This window comes from Streptacidiphilus alkalitolerans, assembly GCF_042511045.1.
In the GTDB taxonomy this organism is placed as follows: Bacteria; Actinomycetota; Actinomycetes; order Streptomycetales; family Streptomycetaceae; genus Streptacidiphilus; species Streptacidiphilus alkalitolerans.
The window spans coordinates 117,700-135,384 of record NZ_JBHEZX010000015.1; the positions used below are offsets into that span (position 1 = coordinate 117,700).

Consider the following 17,685-nt stretch of genomic DNA (forward strand, 5'->3'; position numbering starts at 1 on the left):
GAGCTGACGCAGGATCAAACCACTACCCGGAGCCCGGCTATGAAAGGTGACGCTCATGCGCCGCAAAGTATTCGACGTCCTCGCCAGCATCGGCGGATTCGCCCTGGTCCTGATGCTTCTGATCGCCGGCGGGCTGGCCCTGTGGGGCTACAGCTTCGCCGACTCCAGCGTGCACAGTCAGCTCGCCCAGCAGCAGATCGCCTTCCCCGCCAAGGGCAGCACCGAACTCAGCAGCCCCAAGATCGGCCCCTACCTCGACCAGTACGCCGGCCAGCAGTTGACGACCGGTTCCCAGGCCAAGGCGTACGCCGACCACTACATCGCGGTCCACCTCTCCGAGATGCCCTACGGCGGTGTGTACTCCCAGGTCAGCAGCGCGGCACGGGCCAACCCGACGAACGCCGCGCTGACCGCCGAGGTGCAGACGTCCTTCCAGGGCACGACGCTGCGCGGACTGCTGCTGGAGGCCTATGCGTTCTCGGTCTTCGCCACGCTCGCGCTGTGGGCGGCCATCGCCTCGTTCGTCCTGGCCCTGGTCTTCGCGGTGCTGGTCGGCCTCGGCATCCGGCACGCACGTCGGGTCCCCGAGGGGGACGAGCTACTGGGCCACCCGGCGGCGAACCCCGAGCCCGTCACCGCCTGACAGACCCTCACCTCACCTGCCCGGCGCACTCACTGTGCGCCGGGCAGCCGTCCTGTCGGCACGCCCTGGACTGGGCCGCGGAGGAGGCCTCGCACAGGGAACTCCCGCTCCGTATCGTCCATGCCGAGCCCGCCGGTCCCGCCGGGACCGCGCTGACCGCACGGCAGTGGGCCCCGTCGGTGAATCCGACGGGGCCCACTGCCGTGCGGGGTGGTGGTCAGCCGGTCCAGGTCCAGTCGGCGACCTCGGGCAGGTCGGTGCCGTGGGCGCGGATCCAGTCGTGGTGCCGGGTCCGGGCGTCGGCCATCTGCTGGCGGACGCCGGCGGCGCGGACGGCCAGGCCGGGGACCCGGTCGATGACGTCCATGACCAGGCGGTAGCGGTCCAGGTCGTTGCGGACCACCATGTCGAAGGGGGTGGTGGTGGTCCCGGACTCCTTGTAGCCGCGCACATGCAGCTGGGCGTGGCCGGTGCGCCGGTAGGCCAGCCGGTGGATCAGCCAGGGGTAGCCGTGGTAGGCGAAGATGACCGGCTTGTCGGGGGTGAACAGCGCGTCGTACTCCTTGTCGCTCATCCCGTGCGGGTGCTCGGCGGCGGGCATCAGCCGGGCCAGGTCCACCACGTTGACCACCCGTACCGCGAGTTGCGGCAGGTGCTCGCGCAGCAGTTGGGCCGCCGCCATCACCTCGAGCGTCGGCACGTCGCCCGCGCAGGCCAGCACCACGTCCGGGTCGCGGCTGCCGTCCTCGGTGCCGGCCCACTCCCAGATCCCGGCGCCGCGGGCGCAGTGCACCCGGGCCTGGTCCAGGGTGAGCCAGTCGAAACTGGGCTGCTTGCCGGCCACCACCACGTTGACGTAGTCGCGGCTGCGCAGGATGTGCTCGCCGACGCTGAGCAGGGTGTTGGCGTCCGGCGGGAGGTAGACCCGGACCACCTCGGGGCTCTTGTTCAGGACGTGGTCCACGAAGCCGGGGTCCTGGTGCGAGAAGCCGTTGTGGTCCTGCCGCCAGACATGCGAGGTGAGCAGGTAGTTCAGCGAGGCGATCGGTGCCCGCCAAGGGATCTGACGGGTCGTCCGGAGCCATTTGATGTGCTGGTTCACCATTGAGTCGATGATGTGGACGAACGCCTCTTAGCAGGAGAACAGGCCATGACGGCCCGTCAGCAGATAGCCCTCCAGCCATCCTTGACACAGGTGCTCGGACAGGATCTCCACCACCCGGCCGTCGTGGGCCAGGTGCTCGTCCACCGGCAGCACCTCCGCCTGCCAGGCCTTGCCGGTGGACCGGTAGACGGCCTGCAGCCGGTTGGAGGCGGTCTCGTCCGGGCCGACCAGGCGGAAGTCGCGGCGCTGGGCGGTGTCGGCCATCACCTGCGCCAGCAGCTCGCCCAGGATCCGGGTGGGCTCGTGCAGGGCGGTGCCGGGCTTGTCGACCGGGACGGCGAACTGCTCCAGCTCGCGGATCGGCAGTTCGCGCAGCAGCAGCCCGCCGTTGGTGTGCGGATTGGCGCCGAGCCTGCGGTCGCCCGCGGGGATGTGCGACAGTACCTCGGCGTGCGGGCGGCCGTGCTGGTCGAACAGCTCCTCCGGGCGGTAGGAGCGCAGCCAGGCTTCCAGCTGCGCCAGGTGTTCGGGGTTGGTGTGGATCTGGTCCAGCGGGACCTGGTGAGCCCGCCAGGTGCCCTCGACCGGCAGGCCGTCGACGAAGGCCGGGCCGGTCCAGCCCTTGGGGGTGCGTAGCACGATCATCGGCCAGCGGGGCCGCTCGGTGGCGCCGTCCTCGCGGGCCGCGCGCTGGGCGGCGGTGATCCGGTCGACGGCGTCGTCCAGGGCTGCGGCCATGGCCCGGTGGACGGTGAGCGGGTCGTCGCCGGTGACGTGGATCGGCTCGTGGCCGTAGCCGCGCAGCAGCTGGTCCAGCTCGGACTCGGGGATGCGGGACAGCACCGTCGGGTTGGCGATCTTGTAGCCGTTGAGGTGCAGGATCGGCAGCACCGCGCCGTCGTGGACCGGGTCGAGGAACTTGTTGGCGTGCCAGGATCCGGCCAGCGGGCCGGTCTCGGCCTCGCCGTCGCCGATCACGCAGGCCACCAGCAGGCCGGGGTTGTCGAAGGCCGCGCCGTAGGCGTGGGCGAGGGAGTAGCCGAGTTCGCCGCCCTCGTGGATCGACCCTGGGGTCTCCGGGGCGACGTGGGAGGGGACGCCGCCGGGGAAGGAGAACTGCCGGAACAGCTTGCGCATCCCCTCCTCGTCCCTGGTGATGTCGGGGTAGGCGGCGGTGTAGCTGCCCTCCAGCCAGGAGTTCGCCAGCACGGCGGGGCCCCCGTGGCCGGGGCCCCAGATGCAGATCGCGTCCAGGTCCCGGGCCTGGATCAGCCGGTTGAGGTGGGTGTGCACCAGGTTCAGGCCCGGCGAGGTGCCCCAGTGGCCCAGCAGCCTGGGCTTGACGTGCTCGGCCCGCAGCGGTTCCCGCAGCAGCGGGTTGGCCAGCAGGTAGATCTGACCCACGGCCAGGTAGTTGGCCGCGCGCCAGTGCGCGTCCAGGACCTGGACCTCGGCATCGGACAGGGACTGGTTCATGGCGGGGCACTCCGGTGGGAAGGGGAAAAGGGCGCGGCGGGTGGTGGAAGCTCTCCTGTCCAGCCTGCCCCGGTCCCACGCACTCGGCACAGGGCCGAACGGGACCCTCCGCCACCTGGCCCACAGGGGCCGGTCGGCCCCGGCCCGGAATAGGGCCGGTCGGCCCTGGTCACCGGTTCCGGGGCAGGGCAGGATGCAACCCACCCCGCCACAGCGGGCCGAACCGGGAACACGGGGTCGCGCGATGTCCGAGAGCACTGCAGGAGGCACGGCGAAGGGCCCCGTCCGGGTGTTCCTGCTGGACGACCACGAGGTGGTGCGCCGCGGGGTGCAGGACCTGCTGGACGCCGAGCCGGACCTGGAGGTGGTCGGCGAGGCCGGCACCGTCGCCCAGGCCCTGGTCCGGGTGCCCGCCCTGCGTCCGGACGTGGCCGTGCTGGACGTGCGGCTGCCGGACGGCGACGGGGTGACCGTGTGCCGCGAGCTGCGCTCGCAGATGCCGGAGCTGGCCTGTCTGATGCTGACCTCCTTCGACGACGAGGAGGCCCTGCTGGACGCCATCATGGCCGGGGCCTCGGGCTACGTCCTCAAGCAGATCACCGGCACCGACCTGGTGACCGCCGTACGCACGGTCGCCTCCGGGCAGTCCATGCTCGACGCGGGTGCCACCACCCGGCTGATGGCCAGGATGCGCGGCGACGCGGTCAAGGACCAGCAGCCGCCGGACGCGCTGTCCGCCCTGACCGAGCGCGAGCGGGAGATCCTGGCCCTGGTGGGGGAGGGGTTGACCAACCGTCAGATCGGACAGCGGCTGTTCCTGGCCGAGAAGACGGTCAAGAACCACATTTCCCGGCTGCTGGCCAAGCTCGGGGTGGAACGCCGGGTCCAGGCCGCGGTCATCGCCACCCAGACCCACGAGCGCGGGCCCGCGGCCCGGCCCTAGGGTCTGACCCGGCCCTAAGCACGGTCCAGCGGCGCCCGCCAGACCAGCCGGGTGCCGCCCTCGGCCGGGCCGAGGGCCTCGAAGGACCCGCCCAGCCCCTCGGCGCGCTCGGCCAGGTTGGCCAGCCCGCTGCGCCGGCCCCCGGACGGCAGCCCCACCCCGTCGTCGCTCACCGTGAGCACCACCTCCTTGGCCGTGGCCTGCAGCGCCACCTCGACCCGGGTGGCCCGCGCATGGCGGACCACATTGCTCAGCGCCTCCGTGAGCACCGCCATCACGTCCTCGGCCACCTGCTGGGGCACATCGGTGTCCAGCAGGCCCTCCATGCTCAGCCGGGGCCCGAATCCCAGCGACGACTGGGCCTCGCCGACCGCACGGGCCGCGCGCGAGCGCAGGGTCTGGCCGCCCTCGGCCTCACGCGCCCGGAGTCCGAAGATCGTGGAGCGGATGATCTTGATCGTGTCGTCCAGGTCCCCGATCGCGCGCAGGACCCGCTCCGAGGCCCCGGGATGCTCGATGAAGCGGGTGGCGCTCTGCAGGGTCATCCCGGTGGCGAACAGCCGCTGGATGGCGAGGTCGTGCAGGTCGCGGGCGATCCGGTCGCGGTCCTCCAGCAGCGCCAGCTGGTCGGCGTCGCTCCTGCGCACGGCCAGCTCCATGGCCAGCGCGGCCTGGTCGGCGAAGCCCAGCAGCGGCCCGGTCTCCTCGATGCTGAACACCGGTTCCCCCGCGGCCCGGGCCAGCAGCAGCACCCCGTGGACCTGGCCGCCGGCCGTCCCCAGCGGCACCGCCACCGCCGAGCCCATGCCCTCGAAGCGGCGCGGTCCGGCCGGGAACCGCAGGTCCGTGCGCAGGTCGGTGCTGGTCTCCGGGGCTGCGCCGGAGAACGCCGCCCCGGACAGGGTGCCGTTGACCGGGATGGTCAGGCCGAGCCGCGCGGAGGCGTCCGCGCCCAGCGCGAGCTCCACCACCAGTTGGTCCGTGCCCGCCACCGGGACGGTGACGTCGGCGAGCACCGAACCGGTGATCTCCATGGCCCGCTGCGCTATCAGCCGCAGCACCTCCAGGCGCTCGCTGCCCGACAGCAGGCTGCGGGTGATCTCCGCGCCCGCCTGCAGCCACGCCTGTCGGCGCTGGGCCTCCTCGTAGAGCCGGGCGTTGTCGATCGCCACTCCGGCCGCCACGGCCAGGGTGGCGATCACCGCCTCGTCGTCGGCGTCGAAGTCCTGGCCGCCGTGCTTGTCCGTCAGATAGAGGTTGCCGAAGACCTGGCCGCGGATCCGCACCGGCACGCCGAGGAAGGTGTGCATCGGCGGGTGGTGGGCCGGGAACCCGTACGAGGCGGGATGGGAGGACAGCTCGGTCAGCCGCAGCGATTCCGGGTGGCGGATCAACTCGCCCAGGATCCCGTGCCCCGAGGGCAGCCTACCGATCTCGTCGATCTGGTCCTGGGCCAACCCCACCGTCAGGAACTGCGACAGATGCTCCCCGTCCGGGCCGATCACCCCCAGGGCGGCGTAGCGGGCGTCCACCAGGACGGCGGCGGCCTCCACGATCCGGCGCAGGGCCTGGGCCAGGTCCAGCTCGCGGCCCACCGACATCACCGCTTCGAGCAGGCTCTGCACCCGGTCCCGGGTGCCGCGGGCCGCGTCGATCCGCGACTGCAGTTCCCCCAGCAGCTCGTCCAGCCGAAGCCGGGGCAGCCGGGACGCTGTTTCTTCCGCACTCACGGGCTGCCTCCGGGGTTGCCGCAGACAGGTGTGCCTGTCCGGTGCTCACCGTAGCGGGTGCGGCGGTCCTGGCGACGGGGGCCGATCGGCCGGTGCCTCGGGGCCCGGACGGCCCATGCCCGGCTCAGGACCGGCGGCGAGAGTGGAGGCGGGAGCGGCAGCCGGCCGACCACCGCTGGGAAGGGATCTGACGATGCGACACCGAATTGTGGGAGAACTGATGACGCCGGGCGTCGTGAGCGTCGGCCCAGACACCCCCTTCGAGGAGATCGCCCAGCTGCTGGTCCGAAACGACATCAGCTCGGTACCGGTCATCGACGACCAGGACCGGCCGCTGGGTGTCGTTTCCGAAGCGGACCTGCTGGACCGCAACCGGGCCGGCACCGCGCGCGGCCTGATGACCGGCCCCGCCGTCTGCGCCCGTCCCGAATGGACCGTCCTGGAGGCGGTCGGGGCGATGGAGCAGCGGCAGGTCAAGCGGCTGCCGGTGGTGGACGAGGCCGGTCGGCTGATCGGCATCGTCAGCCGCGGCGACCTGCTCCGGGCCTCGACTACCGCGTCGACGGTGCCCCACTGAGCTCGGACGCGGCTTCCCGGGGCAGCGCCGGGACCGTGAGCCGGGCGGACCGCTGCACATGATTTCGCACGCAGCGAGTCTGCGGCAGGCCCGGGGCGGGCCCGCGCATGAGTATCCGTACTCGGGTCAGCAGGGGCCGCCGGGGTACGTGCACCCGACAGCCCCTGCTCTTTGGCGGTCGCTCAGCAGAGGCTCAGCGGACGGTCAACGGCACGGCTGGAACGTCGAGTCGTCGAGGTCGATGCTGAACTTGACCCCGTTGAAGTCGGCGGCGTTGTCCTTGGAGCAGAACTTCGAGGTCGCGAGGTTGTACTCGGCCTGGAAGACCGGCTTGCCCGCGGCCACGTACTGGTCGTAGCCGTAGTCGCCGTTCTGGGCGGTGGTGCACTCCTGGTACTCGTTGCACTGCTCGTTGAGGGCGCCGTCGAAGTACTTCAGCAGGGTGGGGATCTGCTCGTTGTCGTTCTTCTGCAGCACGCTCATCCCACGGGCGTGCGAGTCATTGGCCAGGGTGGCGTTGAAGTAGGTCTGGTCGGCGGCCTTGAGCGAGAAGCCGGTGCTGTTGGTGTAGCCGTCGACGTTGTCGAGCTCCACCATGTCGAAGCCCTTCTGGTGACACATGTCCAGCCGGGCGTCCATGATCGAGTGCAGTACGCTGCCGGACTTCTGGATGTCGCGGATGTCGAGCCACTTCTCGCCCGGCCAGCCGTTGGACTTGCCCAGCAGCGCGGAGGGGAACTGCGAGGCGTCCGAGCGCCAGTCCTCGTAGGTGCCCGCGGACAGGTAGCACACGGCCTTGATCCCGGCGTTGTGCAGGGCCTTGACGTCGGCGGCCGAGGCGTTGAAGCCGTCGATGTCGTACATGGCGACCTTGCGGTACGGCGCGGTGGGCACCTTGGAGATCACCCAGTTCCAGGACGTCTGCAGCGCCGGGTGCCAGCAGCCGGAGCAGCTGACCGGGGCCGGAGCGGCGGGAGCGGCGGACGCTGTCGGGGCCGTCGCCAGGGTGGCGAGGACCGCGGCGGCAACGGCCACGGCCAGGTTGCGGGACGTACGGACACGGGACGCACGGACATGGGACATGGACTACCTCCAGCGATTGCGCGAAGGGGTTTATCACCCGCGACCGGTCCTTTTGGCCGGTCGGCATTCGCGTTCGATGGGCTATTTATTCAACGGAATCCATTCCGGGTCGAGCCGGACGGCGAAAGTGCTCATTTTCCGTGCGCGCTTGGCTCCCGGCCGACGGGTAGTCATAATCATTGCAGGTCAGGGCTGTTGGGCGACCATGGGTGCGTTGAAACGGTCATGCCGTATGAGCGGTTTCGCCGATCTGGAATGTCATCGTTGACGCCCCAGGGAACGGATGGCAGAATCCCGACCGCGCCAGGAAATTCAATTCACGGAGGAGTTTCGGTTGATGTCATTCCCAGGGGGCAGTACGGCCCTGGCCGCTGCTTTCGCCGCGGTCGCGCTGTTCGTTTTCCCGTCCCCGTCCCCGTCCCCGGCTCCGGCCGCGACCGGCGGTCGCACCGTGTACGTCGCCCCGGGCGGGTCCGACGCGGGGGCCGGGACGCGTGCCGCTCCGTTCAGGACCGTGCAGCGCGCGGTCGCCGCGCTGAGCGGGGCCGGTCGGGCCGGCGGCACGGTGGAGCTGCGCGGCGGTCGTTACGCCCAGCGGGTGAGCCTGCGGAACGTCAGCGGCATCACCGTCACGGCCGCACCCGGCGAGCACGCCGTGCTGGACGGCTCCTCGCTGACCGTCCCGCCCGGCGGCCGTTCCGCGATGGTCACCATCGCCGACAGCACCCGGGTGACGGTCCGCGGCCTGGACATCACCGGCTACCGGACCGGCGACGTCAACGCCATGCCGATCGGCATCTATGTGCACGGCGGGGACGACGGCGTCCGCATCACCGGCAACCACGTCCACGACCTGGGCAACCACAACGGGACCCGCGGCAGCATGGACATGAACGCCCACGGGATCGCCGTCTACGGCGACTCGGCCGCGCACTCCGTGCGGAACCTGAGCATCGACGGCAACGAGGTCGACCACCTCACCCTGGGCGCCAGCGAGTCGGTCGTGGTGAACGGCAACGTGGACGGCTGGCGGATCACCGGCAACCGCATCCACGACAACAACAACATCGGGATCGACGCCATCGGCTACGAGCCGACCCTGCCCGCGCGCTACCGCTACACCGACCTGAACCGGGCCCGCAACGGCTACATCGGCTCCAACCGGGTCGAGCGCATCATCTCCGAGGGCAACCCGGCGTACTACTCCGACGGGGCCTACTGCAACTGCGCGGACGGCATCTACGTCGACGGCGGCACGCATATCGTCATCGCGGACAACACGGCGCTGCGCGACGACATCGGTATCGAGGTCGCGGCGGAGAACCCCAGGGGCGCGGCCGACCATGTGACGGTCCGTGACAACCAGGTCCGGTACAGCCGCTTCGTCGGGATCACCACCGGCGGCTACTGCGACGGCAAGGAGGACTGCGGAAGCGTGCAGACCGGCCGCTCCTTCGACAATGTCTTCACCGGCAACGCGCTGCGGGACAACAACACCGACCACGACGGCTCGCCGGAGTTCCTGATCCAGTACCACGAGAGCGGCAACCGGATCACCGGCAACACCGTCTGCGCGGCCGGCGGCGGCGTGCTGCTGCTCGGTACGGTGGCCCGCTCCGACTCCGGGCGCGGGGACACCGTCGACCACAACACCTACGCGGCCGTCGGCGGCACCGCGCGCGGCATGCAGTGGGGTTGGCACGGCACCACGTACACCGGCTGGGCGGCGTTCCGGTCCGGCACCGGCCTGGACGCCCACAGCGTGCTGAGCCCGCACTGCTGAGCCCGCACCGCTCAGCCCGCCGCACGCAGGTCACGGGGTGTCGGCGATGGTCACCTTCACCCCGTGCGCCCGCAGCGCGGCCACTTCGCTGGGGTCGGCGGTGGAGTCGGTGACCAGTTCGTCGATGTCCGCCACCGCGACGATGTGGGCCAGCAGGCTGCGGCCGACCTTGGACCCGTCGGCGACCACCACCACCCGGCGGGCGCGTCCGATCATCACGGCGCTGATCTGGGCCTCGACCTCGTCATGGGTCGACAGCCCGCCCGCCGCGCTGATCCCGTCGATGCCGATGTAGGCCGTGCCGATGTTGATGCCGCCGATCGTCCCGGCCGCCCACGGGCCGACCAGCTCGTAGGAGTTGGAGCGGGCCACGCCGCCGGTGACCACCAGTTTCACCCGGGGGCGGTTCACCAGGATGTTGGCGATGTTCAGCGCGTTGGTGACCACGGTCAGCTCGGTCCTGGTGGCCAGCAGCCGGGCGAGTTCGCTGGTGGTGGTGCCGCCGTTGACCGCCACCACGTACGGTCCGCAGGGCAGGCCGCGCAGGGCCGCGCGGGCGATGGCCTGCTTCTGTGCCCGGCCGTGGCTGTCGCGGTAGCGCACCGGCAGGACGTGGGCGTCGTCGCGGGCCACCGCGCCGCCGTGGGTGCGGGTCAGCAGGCTCTGCTCCTCCAGCGCCGAGAGGTCGCGTCTCACCGTGGCGAGCGAGACGCCCAGCTCGGCGGCGATGTGTGTGACGTCGACCGACCCACTGGCGGCGAGGTGGTCGAGGATCGCCGAGACCCGGTCGGATTGGCGCACGGTTCCCGTGCGGCGGCCGCCTGGGGCACGAGCGCGGATGGCGGTCATCCTGGAGCTCCATCGGGCGGTGGGCACGTCCCCGCCTCGGATGCCCACGGCGATCCTGGCGACTCAGTCCGGACTCATGGCGTCGGCCACATACCGGATGGGCGTACCTCTGACGTCGAATGATCGAATCCGACGTTCCCGGAATCGTAGCGAACGGATATGGGCACATCAAGCGTGCTGATGATCGAGATTTGATCGGTCGCCGGGAAACGCGCAGCCACTCTGAGTGATTCGAGCAGTTCCTTGCCCGTGCTGGGACCGCCCCGTTGAATGTCCCCGACCCGAGGAAAGGGGCATGTGATGCACAGGAGATCGGCGATACCCGCCCGGTACCGCGCAGGTGTCGCGGTTGCCCTGGCGGCGGCGATGGCACTCGGCGCCACGGCGGGCTGTTCGAGCGCGAAGTCCACGGCGAACGCCGCGTTGGACACCGCCAGGCCGACCACGATCACCATCTGGACCGGGCAGGACCAGGCACCGGAGAAGATCATGGAGGGCCTGGCCGCGCAGTTCCACCAGCTGCACCCCAATGTGACCGTCGACATGTCGCCGGGCGCCCCGACCACCGACCAACTGCTGCCGAAACTGACCGCGGCGTTCACCAGCGGGACCTACCCGGACATCTCCTACAACTTCGGCAGCTGGGCCACCGAGATGCAACTGTCGGGCCGGACCCTCGACATCACCAGCAAGGTGGCCGACCCCGCGGTGAAGTGGGACGAGTTCCCCGGCGCCGCCCGGCAGACCGCGACCCCCAACGGCCAGGTGATCGGCTTCCCCGCGGTCGTGGACAACATCGCCGTCATGTACAACAAGAAGCTCTTCGCCGCGGCCGGACTGCCCCAGCCGACCAACAGCTGGACCTGGGACGAGTTCCGGGCGGACGCCAAGAAGCTGACCGACCCGGCCCACAATGTCTTCGGCACCGCCTACTCGGTGTCCGGCTCCGAGGACACCACCTGGCACTTCTGGCCGCTGCTGTGGCAGAAGGGCGGCAGCGTGCTGACCAAGGACAACAAGAAGGCGGCGTTCAACTCCGCCGCCGGCGTCTCGGCGCTGACCTTCCTGCAGCAGATGGCGGTCACCGACAAGTCGGTGTACCTCTCCCAGGACGACCAGAAGTACGCCGACCTGTTCAAGTCCGGCCTGGTCGGCATGCTGATGACCGGGCCCTGGCAGCTCGCCGACAATGTCACGGCCGGCCTCGACTACGGCGTGGTCTACCTGCCGGCGTTCGACGGGCAGAACCACCAGACCATCTCGGGCCCCGACCTGTGGACCCTGTACGACCACCACGACGCGGACCGGGCCTACTGGGCCTACACCTTCGACCAGTGGCTGACCTCGGCCGCGATCGACCCGAAGTTCAACCTCGCCTCGGGCAACCTCCCGCTGCGCAGCAGCGAGGCCGCCAGCCCGGAGTTCGCCGCGTACGCCGCCAAGTACCCCGGGGCGCAGACGCTGGAGGACAACCTGAAGAACGCCACGCTCGGGCGTCCGACGGTGCCCGGCTACAACGGCCTGTCGCAGGTGCTCGGCAAGGCGATCGCCCAGGTGCTGCAGGGCCAGGGCGACCCGAAGACCGCGCTGGACCAGGCCGCGAAGGCAGCCGACACGGCGTTGGCGCAGGGCGACTGATGAAGCGCGGCATCCTCATCTCCGAGCACGAGCGCAGCCGCACCCCGAGCAGCCGCCGACCGCGCCAGGGGGGCACCGGCGGCGCCGCCGACCGTGCTGCCGCCGCCGACGCCGCCGACCGCGCGGCCGACCCTCCGCGCGGCACCTGGTCCCGCCGCCGGCGCCGGGTGGTCGCCAACCTCACCGGATGGACCTTCGCCGGTCCGGCCACGCTCATCATCGTGGCGCTGACCCTGTTCCCGGCCGGCTGGGCGTTTCTGATCTCCCGTGAGCACTGGAACGGCTTCACCCCGCCGCGGTCGATCGGCTGGGCCAACTACCGGACCATGGCCAGTGACCCGGACCTCCGGGCAGCGGTCGACCACACGGTGCTGTTCACCGTGCTGTATGTCCCGATCGTCTTGGTCCTGGGCATTTTTGTGGCCACCGCCCTGAACCGCAGCATCCGGTTCATCGCCTTCTACCGGACGGCGGTCTTCGTGCCGCTGGTGGTGTCCGCCGCCGCGACCGGGATCCTGGCGAACTACGTCTTCGACCCGCAGTTCGGCCTGGCGAACAACGCGCTGCGGGCGCTGCACCTGCCCCGGCAGGGCTTCCTGACCGACCGTCACGAGGTGATGTGGGTCATCGCGCTCATCTACCTCTGGGGCGACCTGGCCTTCTCGGTCATCGTCTACCTCGCCGCGCTGCAGGACATCCCGCAGGACATCGTCGAGGCGGCCACCCTGGACGGTGCCAACCGCTGGCAGGTGTTCCGGCATGTGACGCTGCCGGCCGTCGCGCCGATCACGGTGTTCGTGGGGGTCTGGGAGACCGTCTCGGTGCTGCAGATCTTCGAGCTGGTGCTGACCACCACCAGGGGCGGCCCGCTCGGCTCCTCGCAGACGGTCGTCTACTTCATCTACAACCAGGCGTTCGAACTGTCCCGCTACGGCTACGGCTCGGCGATCGCCTACGCGCTGTTCGCGGCCACGTTGCTGCTGACGCTCGGTCTGTTCGCCTACTCCAAGCGCAGCAAGAGCGAGGCCTTCTGATGGCACCCATGGCACCCGACGTCGTGACCCCGACCCCTTCCGCTGCTACCAGGCCCAGGCGCCGGTTCAGCCGCTGGCACCTGTTCCTCGCCCCGCTGGCGCTGCTCTTCCTGGCGCCGCTGGCGCAGATGCTGCTCACCTCGCTGACCGCCAACAGCGAGATCAACCGCTTCCCGCCCCGGTTCATCCCGTCCGCGCTGCACATCGGCGGCTACGTCCGGCTGTTCAGCGACGCCCCGGTGGCGCGCTGGATGATGAACTCGGCGATCGTCTCCGGGATCGCCATCTGCTCGCACCTGCTGCTGTGCTCGCTCGGCGGCTACGCCTACGCCCGGCTGTCCTTCCGCGGCCGGACCGTCGGATTTGTGGTGCTGCTCTCCACCATCATGATCCCGACGCAGATGCTGATGATCCCGACCTACTTCATGTTCTCCAAGCTGGGTCTGATCGACACCCTGGCCGCGGCCTTCGTGCCCTTCCTGACCTCGGCCTTCGGCATCTTCCTGATGCGGCAGTTCTTTCTGTCGCTGCCCAAGGAACTCGAGGAAGCGGGCCGGATCGACGGCCTGGGCAGCTTCGGGGTGTTCTTCCGGATCGTGCTGCCGCTGGCCAAGCCGGCCCTGGCGACGCTGGCCGTGTTCACCCTGCTGAACTCCTGGAACGACCTGCTCTGGCCGCTGGTCGCGATCAACGATCCCAAGCTGTACACGATCCAGCTCGGACTGCTCAACTTCCAGGGCGCCCACCACATCGACTGGCAGGAACTCATGGCCTGCAATGTGGTGGCCACCGCGCCGCTGATCATCGGCTTCCTGTTCGCGCAGCGCCAGTTCGTGCAGACCATGAGCTTCAGCGGCCTCAAGGGCTGACCACCCGCGCACCGCCCTTCACCTTCACCGAACGGAGTCGTCGTGACCACCCATGTCCAGAACGAGATGGCCGACCAGCCCGCCTGCTGGCGGCGAGCGATCGAACTGGCCGCCGCGGGCCTGCCGGAGCTGCCCCGGAGCGGCGAGCGGGTGGCGGTGGTGGGCTGCGGCACCTCGTACTTCATGGCCCAGGCCTACGCCCGGCTCCGCGAGCAGGCCGGCCACGGGGAGACCGACGCCTTCGCCGCCTCGGAACTGCCCGCCGGCCGCGGCTACGACCGCTACCTGGCGCTGAGCCGGTCCGGCAGCACCACCGAGGTGCTCGACCTGCTGGAGCGGACCTCGGCGCCCAGCACGGTGATCACCGCGGACCCGGACACCCCCGCGGTCAAGGCCGCCGACCAGGCGGTGGTGCTGGACTTCGCCGACGAGCGCTCGGTGGTCCAGACCCGTTTCGCCACCACCGCGCTCACCCTGCTGCGGGCGCACCTCGGCGAGGACCTGACCCGGGCCGTCGCCGACGCCGAACGGGTCCTGGCGGAGCCGCTGCCCGAGGGCCTCACCGAGCGGTCCCAGTTCACCTTCCTGGGTGTCGGCTGGACCGTCGGCCTGGCCGCCGAGGCCGCGCTGAAGATGCGGGAGGCCGCGCTCAGCTGGACCGAGTCCTACCCGGCGATGGAGTACCGGCACGGCCCCATCGCCATTACCGACCAGCGGTCGGCGGTCTGGATGTTCGGACCGGCCCCCGAGGGCCTGGCCGCGCAGGTCGCCGCCACCGGCGGCCTGTGGATCGAGCAGGACCTCGACCCGCTCGCCTCCCTGGTCGCCGCCCAGCGCCTGGCCGTCACCCTGGCGAGCGCCAAGGGCCTGCAGCCGGACACCCCGCGCCACCTCACCCGCGCGGTGGTGCTCCGCCCGTCCGCCCTGCGCTGAGCCGGATCCCTCCCTGAGAAAGGCCCAAAGCCCGTGATTCGCATCGTTTTTGTCGGAGCCGGCTCGGTGGTGTTCACCCGTCAGCTGCTGCGGGACATCCTGTCCTTCCCGGAACTCTCCGAGGTCCGGCTGTCCCTGCACGACATCGACCAGGACCGGCTGCGGGTCGCCGAGGGGCTCGCCCTGATGACCGCTCAGCAGTACGGCGCCCGGCCGGTCGTCACCGCGAGCACCGACCGCCGCAAGGCCCTGGACGGCGCCGACGTGGTGGTCAACATGGTCGCCGTCGGCGGCCACCGGGCCACCCTGACCGACTTCGACGTCCCGCAGACCTACGGGCTGCGGCAGACCGTCGGCGACACCCTCGGCATCGGCGGCATCTTCCGCGCCCTGCGCACCTTCCCGCTGCTGCGCGGCCTGGCCGAGGACATCGCCGAGGTCTGCCCGGACGCCTGGCTGCTCAACTACACCAACCCGATGGCGATGAACCTCCAGTACCTGGCCGCGATCGCGCCGCGGGTCAAGGCCGTGGGCCTGTGCCACTCGGTGTTCTGGACGGTGCACGACCTCTGCGCGATCGTCGGCGTCCCGCACGAGGAGGTGGACGTGGTCTCGGCCGGGGTCAACCACCAGGGCTGGATCCTGCGCTGGGAGCACCGGGGGCGCGACCTCTACCCCGCGCTGGACCGGGCCATCGCCGACGACCCGGAGCTGCGCCGCCGGGTCCGGGTGGACATGTACCGGCGGCTGGGCCGCTTCCCGACCGAGACCAGCGAGCACTCCTCGGAGTACGTGCCCTGGTACCTGCCGCACCAGCGGGAGGTCGAGCGGCTGCGGATCCCGGTCCGCGGCTACACCGTGATCAGCGAGGAGAACCTGGCCGAGTACGCCAGGGTCCGCGACGCCTTCGCCGCGGGCCGGCCGCCGGCCGAGGACCCGGCGGTGCAGGAGGCGGCCGAGTACGCCCCGCAGGTGATTCACAGCCTGGTCACCGGCGAGCGGCGGACCATCCAGGTGACCACCGCCAACACCGGCCTGATCAGCAACCTGCCGCAGGGCGCGGCCGTCGAGGTCCCGGCCACCCTGGACCGGCTCGGCGTGCACCCGCACCACGTCGGCGCGCTGCCGGCCCAGCTGGCCGCGCTCAACCGCAGCTTCCTCAATGTGGTGGAGCTGACCGTGGCCGCCGCCGTCCAGGGCGACCCCCGGCACATCCGGCACGCCGCGATGTGCGACCCGGCCACCGCGGCGGCGCTGACCGTCGATCAGATCTGGTCGCTGTGCGACGACATGGCGGCGGCCCACGGCGACGCCCTGCCGCTGGAGCTGCGGGCCCCGCTGCCGCTGGGGACCCGCTGATGGCCCGGCTGGACCTGCTGGTGGTCGGCGACGCCAATCCGGACGTCCTGGTCAGCGGCGCACCGGCGACGCCGCCGGTCGGCCAGGCCGAGACCCTGGTCGAGTCCGGGGCGCTCGCGCTGGGCGGCTCGGCCGCGATCGTCGCGCACGGGGCGGCCCGGCTGGGGCTGTCCACGGCGCTGGTCGCCATGGTCGGCCGGGACGCGGCCGGGGACTTCGTCCTTGACACCCTGTCCGCCGCGGGCGTGGACATCAGCGGCTGCCTCCGGCACCCGACCCTGCCGACCGCGCTCACCGTGTGCCTCAACCAACCCGGCGGCGACCGGGCCATCCTCACCGCGCCCGGCTGCCTGCCGTCCTTCGCCCCGACCACGCTGCCCGAGGCCAGGCATCTGCACGCTGCCTCCTACTTCCTGCAGCCCGCGCTCGCCCCGCTGCTCCCCGGGCACTTCCGCGCGGCCAGGGCCGCGGGCGGCACGACCTCGCTGGACACCAACGACGACCCGGCGGGTGGCTGGACGCTGGCCCAGGGCCTGCTCGCCGGCTGCGACCTGGTGCTGCCCAACGAGGCCGAGGCACTGGCGCTGACCGGCGCCGGAACGGTCCCGGAGGCACTGGCCGCGCTGGCTGCCGCAGGGCCCACCCCGGTGGTCAAGTGCGGTCGGCGCGGCGCGGTGACGCTGGACCGGGGCGAACCGCTGACGGTGCGGGGCACCGAGGTCAGGCCGGTCGACACGGTCGGGGCCGGGGACAGCTTCGACGCCGGATTCCTGGCCGGATGGCTGGACTCCGGCGACCTCGCCGCGGCGATGGCGCTGGGCTGTGCCTGCGGCGCCCTGTCCACCCGGTCCGCCGGCGGCACCGCCGCCCAGCCCTCCGCCGTAGAGGCCGCGGCCTTCGCGCACGCGGCTACGGGGGCTTGACGCGCTGAAGCCGGGGCCGGGTCAGCCCGTTTTCGCGGCTGCTCCGAACGTCCGCAGGCCGGAGTCGATGAGCCGGGCGGCGCGCCCCACGTCGGCGCTGACCGCCCGGTGCAGCTGATCGGGCGTCAGACCCTGCCCGAGGTGCCGGCCCAGGGACTGGAACTGGACCGGCCACAGGCCGAGCAGGGCGGTGGCGGCGATCTGCGGCTCGGGGGCGTCCTGGCTGGTCCCGGTGCGCTCGGCCAGGATCCCGGCGGCCAGCGCGACCTGCCGGTCGGCCATGTCGCGCTGGTAGGCGCGCAGGGAGGGGGTGGACCTGATCAGCATGCCGAAGCGCAGGAACACGGCCTCGGCCCAGGTCGCGTCGTCCTGTGCGGCCAGCCAGGAGGTGATGCTGCGCAGTTCGTCGGACAGGATCGCAAGCACTGCTTCGACAGGGGACAGGCGGGCGTCGGTCAGGACGGTCCGCAGCGCGTCCATGGTGGCCTCGCCCAGGTCCAGGAGCAGCGACTCCTTGGTGGGGAAGTAGTTGAAGACCGTCTTCTCCGACACTCCGCAGGCCTCGGCGACCTCGGAGACGCGGACGGCGTCGAAGCCCCGCTCCATGAACATCTCGGTCGCGGTGTCCGACAGCTGCTGGCGCATCAGCCGCTTCTTGCGTTCCCGCAGGCCCTCGGCCGCGGGCTGCTCCGCGCGGCGGCGCAGGGCCGTCCAGTCCACTGTGCGTGTGCTCATGGTCG

At 71.2% G+C, this 17,685-nt stretch carries 13 protein-coding genes and 2 pseudogenes; 10 read left to right on the forward strand and 5 right to left on the reverse strand.

Going from position 1 to position 17,685, the window contains the following annotated elements; all coding sequences use genetic code 11:
* The first annotated feature begins 55 nt into the window (after nt 1–55).
* Complete coding sequence (locus ACEZDG_RS28585) at nt 56–643, forward strand: hypothetical protein (protein ID WP_380514740.1); 588 nt, start codon at nt 56–58, stop codon at nt 641–643.
* Nucleotides 644–860: 217 nt separating this feature from the next.
* Here ACEZDG_RS28585 and ACEZDG_RS28590 read toward each other — a convergent pair.
* Nucleotides 861–3,224 (reverse strand): annotated as a pseudogene (locus ACEZDG_RS28590) (phosphoketolase family protein).
* A 244-nt stretch (nt 3,225–3,468) separates the two neighbouring features.
* On the opposite strand from ACEZDG_RS28590, the gene ACEZDG_RS28595 reads away from it, so the two are divergent.
* Nucleotides 3,469–4,167 carry a response regulator gene (locus tag ACEZDG_RS28595; protein WP_380514743.1) on the forward strand — a complete coding sequence of 233 codons (699 nt, stop codon included), beginning with the start codon at nt 3,469–3,471 and terminating at the stop codon, nt 4,165–4,167.
* Nucleotides 4,168–4,181: 14 nt separating this feature from the next.
* On the opposite strand, the gene ACEZDG_RS28600 is transcribed toward ACEZDG_RS28595, so the two are convergent.
* On the reverse strand, nt 4,182–5,897 hold the full coding sequence (locus ACEZDG_RS28600) for a sensor histidine kinase (RefSeq protein ID WP_380514745.1): 1,716 nt from the start codon (nt 5,895–5,897) through the stop codon (nt 4,182–4,184).
* Nucleotides 5,898–6,090: 193 nt separating this feature from the next.
* Between ACEZDG_RS28600 and ACEZDG_RS28605 the strand changes: the two are divergent.
* Nucleotides 6,091–6,441 (forward strand): annotated as a pseudogene (locus ACEZDG_RS28605) (CBS domain-containing protein); the annotation flags it as partial.
* A 237-nt stretch (nt 6,442–6,678) separates the two neighbouring features.
* On the opposite strand, the gene ACEZDG_RS28610 reads toward ACEZDG_RS28605, so the two are convergent.
* Nucleotides 6,679–7,557, reverse strand: coding sequence for an endo alpha-1,4 polygalactosaminidase (locus ACEZDG_RS28610; protein WP_380514747.1), 879 nt, complete (start codon nt 7,555–7,557; stop codon nt 6,679–6,681).
* Nucleotides 7,558–7,894: 337 nt separating this feature from the next.
* Between ACEZDG_RS28610 and ACEZDG_RS28615 the strand changes: the two genes are divergently transcribed.
* Entirely contained in the window at nt 7,895–9,340 is a 1,446-nt protein-coding gene (locus ACEZDG_RS28615) for a hypothetical protein (RefSeq protein WP_380514750.1), read from the forward strand.
* Nucleotides 9,341–9,370: 30 nt separating this feature from the next.
* Here ACEZDG_RS28615 and ACEZDG_RS28620 read toward each other — a convergent pair whose 3' ends face one another.
* Complete coding sequence (locus ACEZDG_RS28620) at nt 9,371–10,141, reverse strand: DeoR/GlpR family DNA-binding transcription regulator (protein WP_380514752.1); 771 nt, start codon at nt 10,139–10,141, stop codon at nt 9,371–9,373.
* Nucleotides 10,142–10,489: 348 nt separating this feature from the next.
* Between ACEZDG_RS28620 and ACEZDG_RS28625 the strand changes: the two genes are divergently transcribed.
* The 6 genes from ACEZDG_RS28625 to ACEZDG_RS28650 all read left to right on the forward strand — a co-directional run bounded on the left by ACEZDG_RS28625 (nt 10,490) and on the right by ACEZDG_RS28650 (nt 16,945).
* On the forward strand, nt 10,490–11,827 hold the full coding sequence (locus tag ACEZDG_RS28625; RefSeq protein WP_380514755.1) for an ABC transporter substrate-binding protein: 1,338 nt from the start codon (nt 10,490–10,492) through the stop codon (nt 11,825–11,827).
* Complete coding sequence (locus tag ACEZDG_RS28630; RefSeq protein WP_380514758.1) at nt 11,827–12,861, forward strand: carbohydrate ABC transporter permease; 1,035 nt, start codon at nt 11,827–11,829, stop codon at nt 12,859–12,861. The genes ACEZDG_RS28625 and ACEZDG_RS28630 overlap by 1 nt, the downstream gene beginning before the upstream one ends.
* Nucleotides 12,862–12,869: 8 nt before the next feature.
* Entirely contained in the window at nt 12,870–13,730 is an 861-nt protein-coding gene (locus tag ACEZDG_RS28635; protein WP_380514761.1) for a carbohydrate ABC transporter permease, read from the forward strand.
* Between the two features lie 66 nt (nt 13,731–13,796).
* Nucleotides 13,797–14,663 carry an SIS domain-containing protein gene (locus ACEZDG_RS28640; protein WP_380514955.1) on the forward strand — a complete coding sequence of 289 codons (867 nt, stop codon included), beginning with the start codon at nt 13,797–13,799 and terminating at the stop codon, nt 14,661–14,663.
* Between the two features lie 36 nt (nt 14,664–14,699).
* Nucleotides 14,700–16,022: an alpha-glucosidase/alpha-galactosidase gene (melA, locus tag ACEZDG_RS28645; RefSeq protein ID WP_380514957.1), complete on the forward strand. Its 1,323-nt coding sequence runs from the start codon at nt 14,700–14,702 to the stop codon at nt 16,020–16,022.
* Nucleotides 16,022–16,945, forward strand: a complete 924-nt coding sequence (locus ACEZDG_RS28650) for a carbohydrate kinase family protein (RefSeq protein WP_380514764.1) — start codon at nt 16,022–16,024, stop codon at nt 16,943–16,945. The genes melA and ACEZDG_RS28650 overlap by 1 nt, the downstream gene beginning before the upstream one ends.
* A gap of 21 nt (nt 16,946–16,966) precedes the next feature.
* On the opposite strand, the gene ACEZDG_RS28655 is transcribed toward ACEZDG_RS28650, so the two are convergent.
* Complete coding sequence (locus ACEZDG_RS28655) at nt 16,967–17,680, reverse strand: TetR family transcriptional regulator (RefSeq protein ID WP_380514766.1); 714 nt, start codon at nt 17,678–17,680, stop codon at nt 16,967–16,969.
* Nucleotides 17,681–17,685: the final 5 nt, after the last annotated feature.

Excerpts from the sequence above, each read along its gene's own strand:
- ACEZDG_RS28595 (WP_380514743.1), top strand. The coding sequence starts at position 3,469 with ATGTCCGAGAGCACTGCAGGAGGCACGGCGAAGGGCCCCGTCCGGGTG.
- ACEZDG_RS28655 (WP_380514766.1), bottom strand. The coding sequence starts at position 17,680 with ATGAGCACACGCACAGTGGACTGGACGGCCCTGCGCCGCCGCGCGGAG.
- ACEZDG_RS28635 (WP_380514761.1), top strand. The coding sequence starts at position 12,870 with ATGGCACCCGACGTCGTGACCCCGACCCCTTCCGCTGCTACCAGGCCC.
- ACEZDG_RS28650 (WP_380514764.1), top strand. The coding sequence starts at position 16,022 with ATGGCCCGGCTGGACCTGCTGGTGGTCGGCGACGCCAATCCGGACGTC.
- ACEZDG_RS28640 (WP_380514955.1), top strand. The coding sequence starts at position 13,797 with ATGGCCGACCAGCCCGCCTGCTGGCGGCGAGCGATCGAACTGGCCGCC.
- ACEZDG_RS28610 (WP_380514747.1), bottom strand. The coding sequence starts at position 7,557 with ATGTCCCATGTCCGTGCGTCCCGTGTCCGTACGTCCCGCAACCTGGCC.
- ACEZDG_RS28615 (WP_380514750.1), top strand. The coding sequence starts at position 7,895 with ATGTCATTCCCAGGGGGCAGTACGGCCCTGGCCGCTGCTTTCGCCGCG.
- ACEZDG_RS28585 (WP_380514740.1), top strand. The coding sequence starts at position 56 with ATGCGCCGCAAAGTATTCGACGTCCTCGCCAGCATCGGCGGATTCGCC.
- ACEZDG_RS28625 (WP_380514755.1), top strand. The coding sequence starts at position 10,490 with ATGCACAGGAGATCGGCGATACCCGCCCGGTACCGCGCAGGTGTCGCG.
- ACEZDG_RS28630 (WP_380514758.1), top strand. The coding sequence starts at position 11,827 with ATGAAGCGCGGCATCCTCATCTCCGAGCACGAGCGCAGCCGCACCCCG.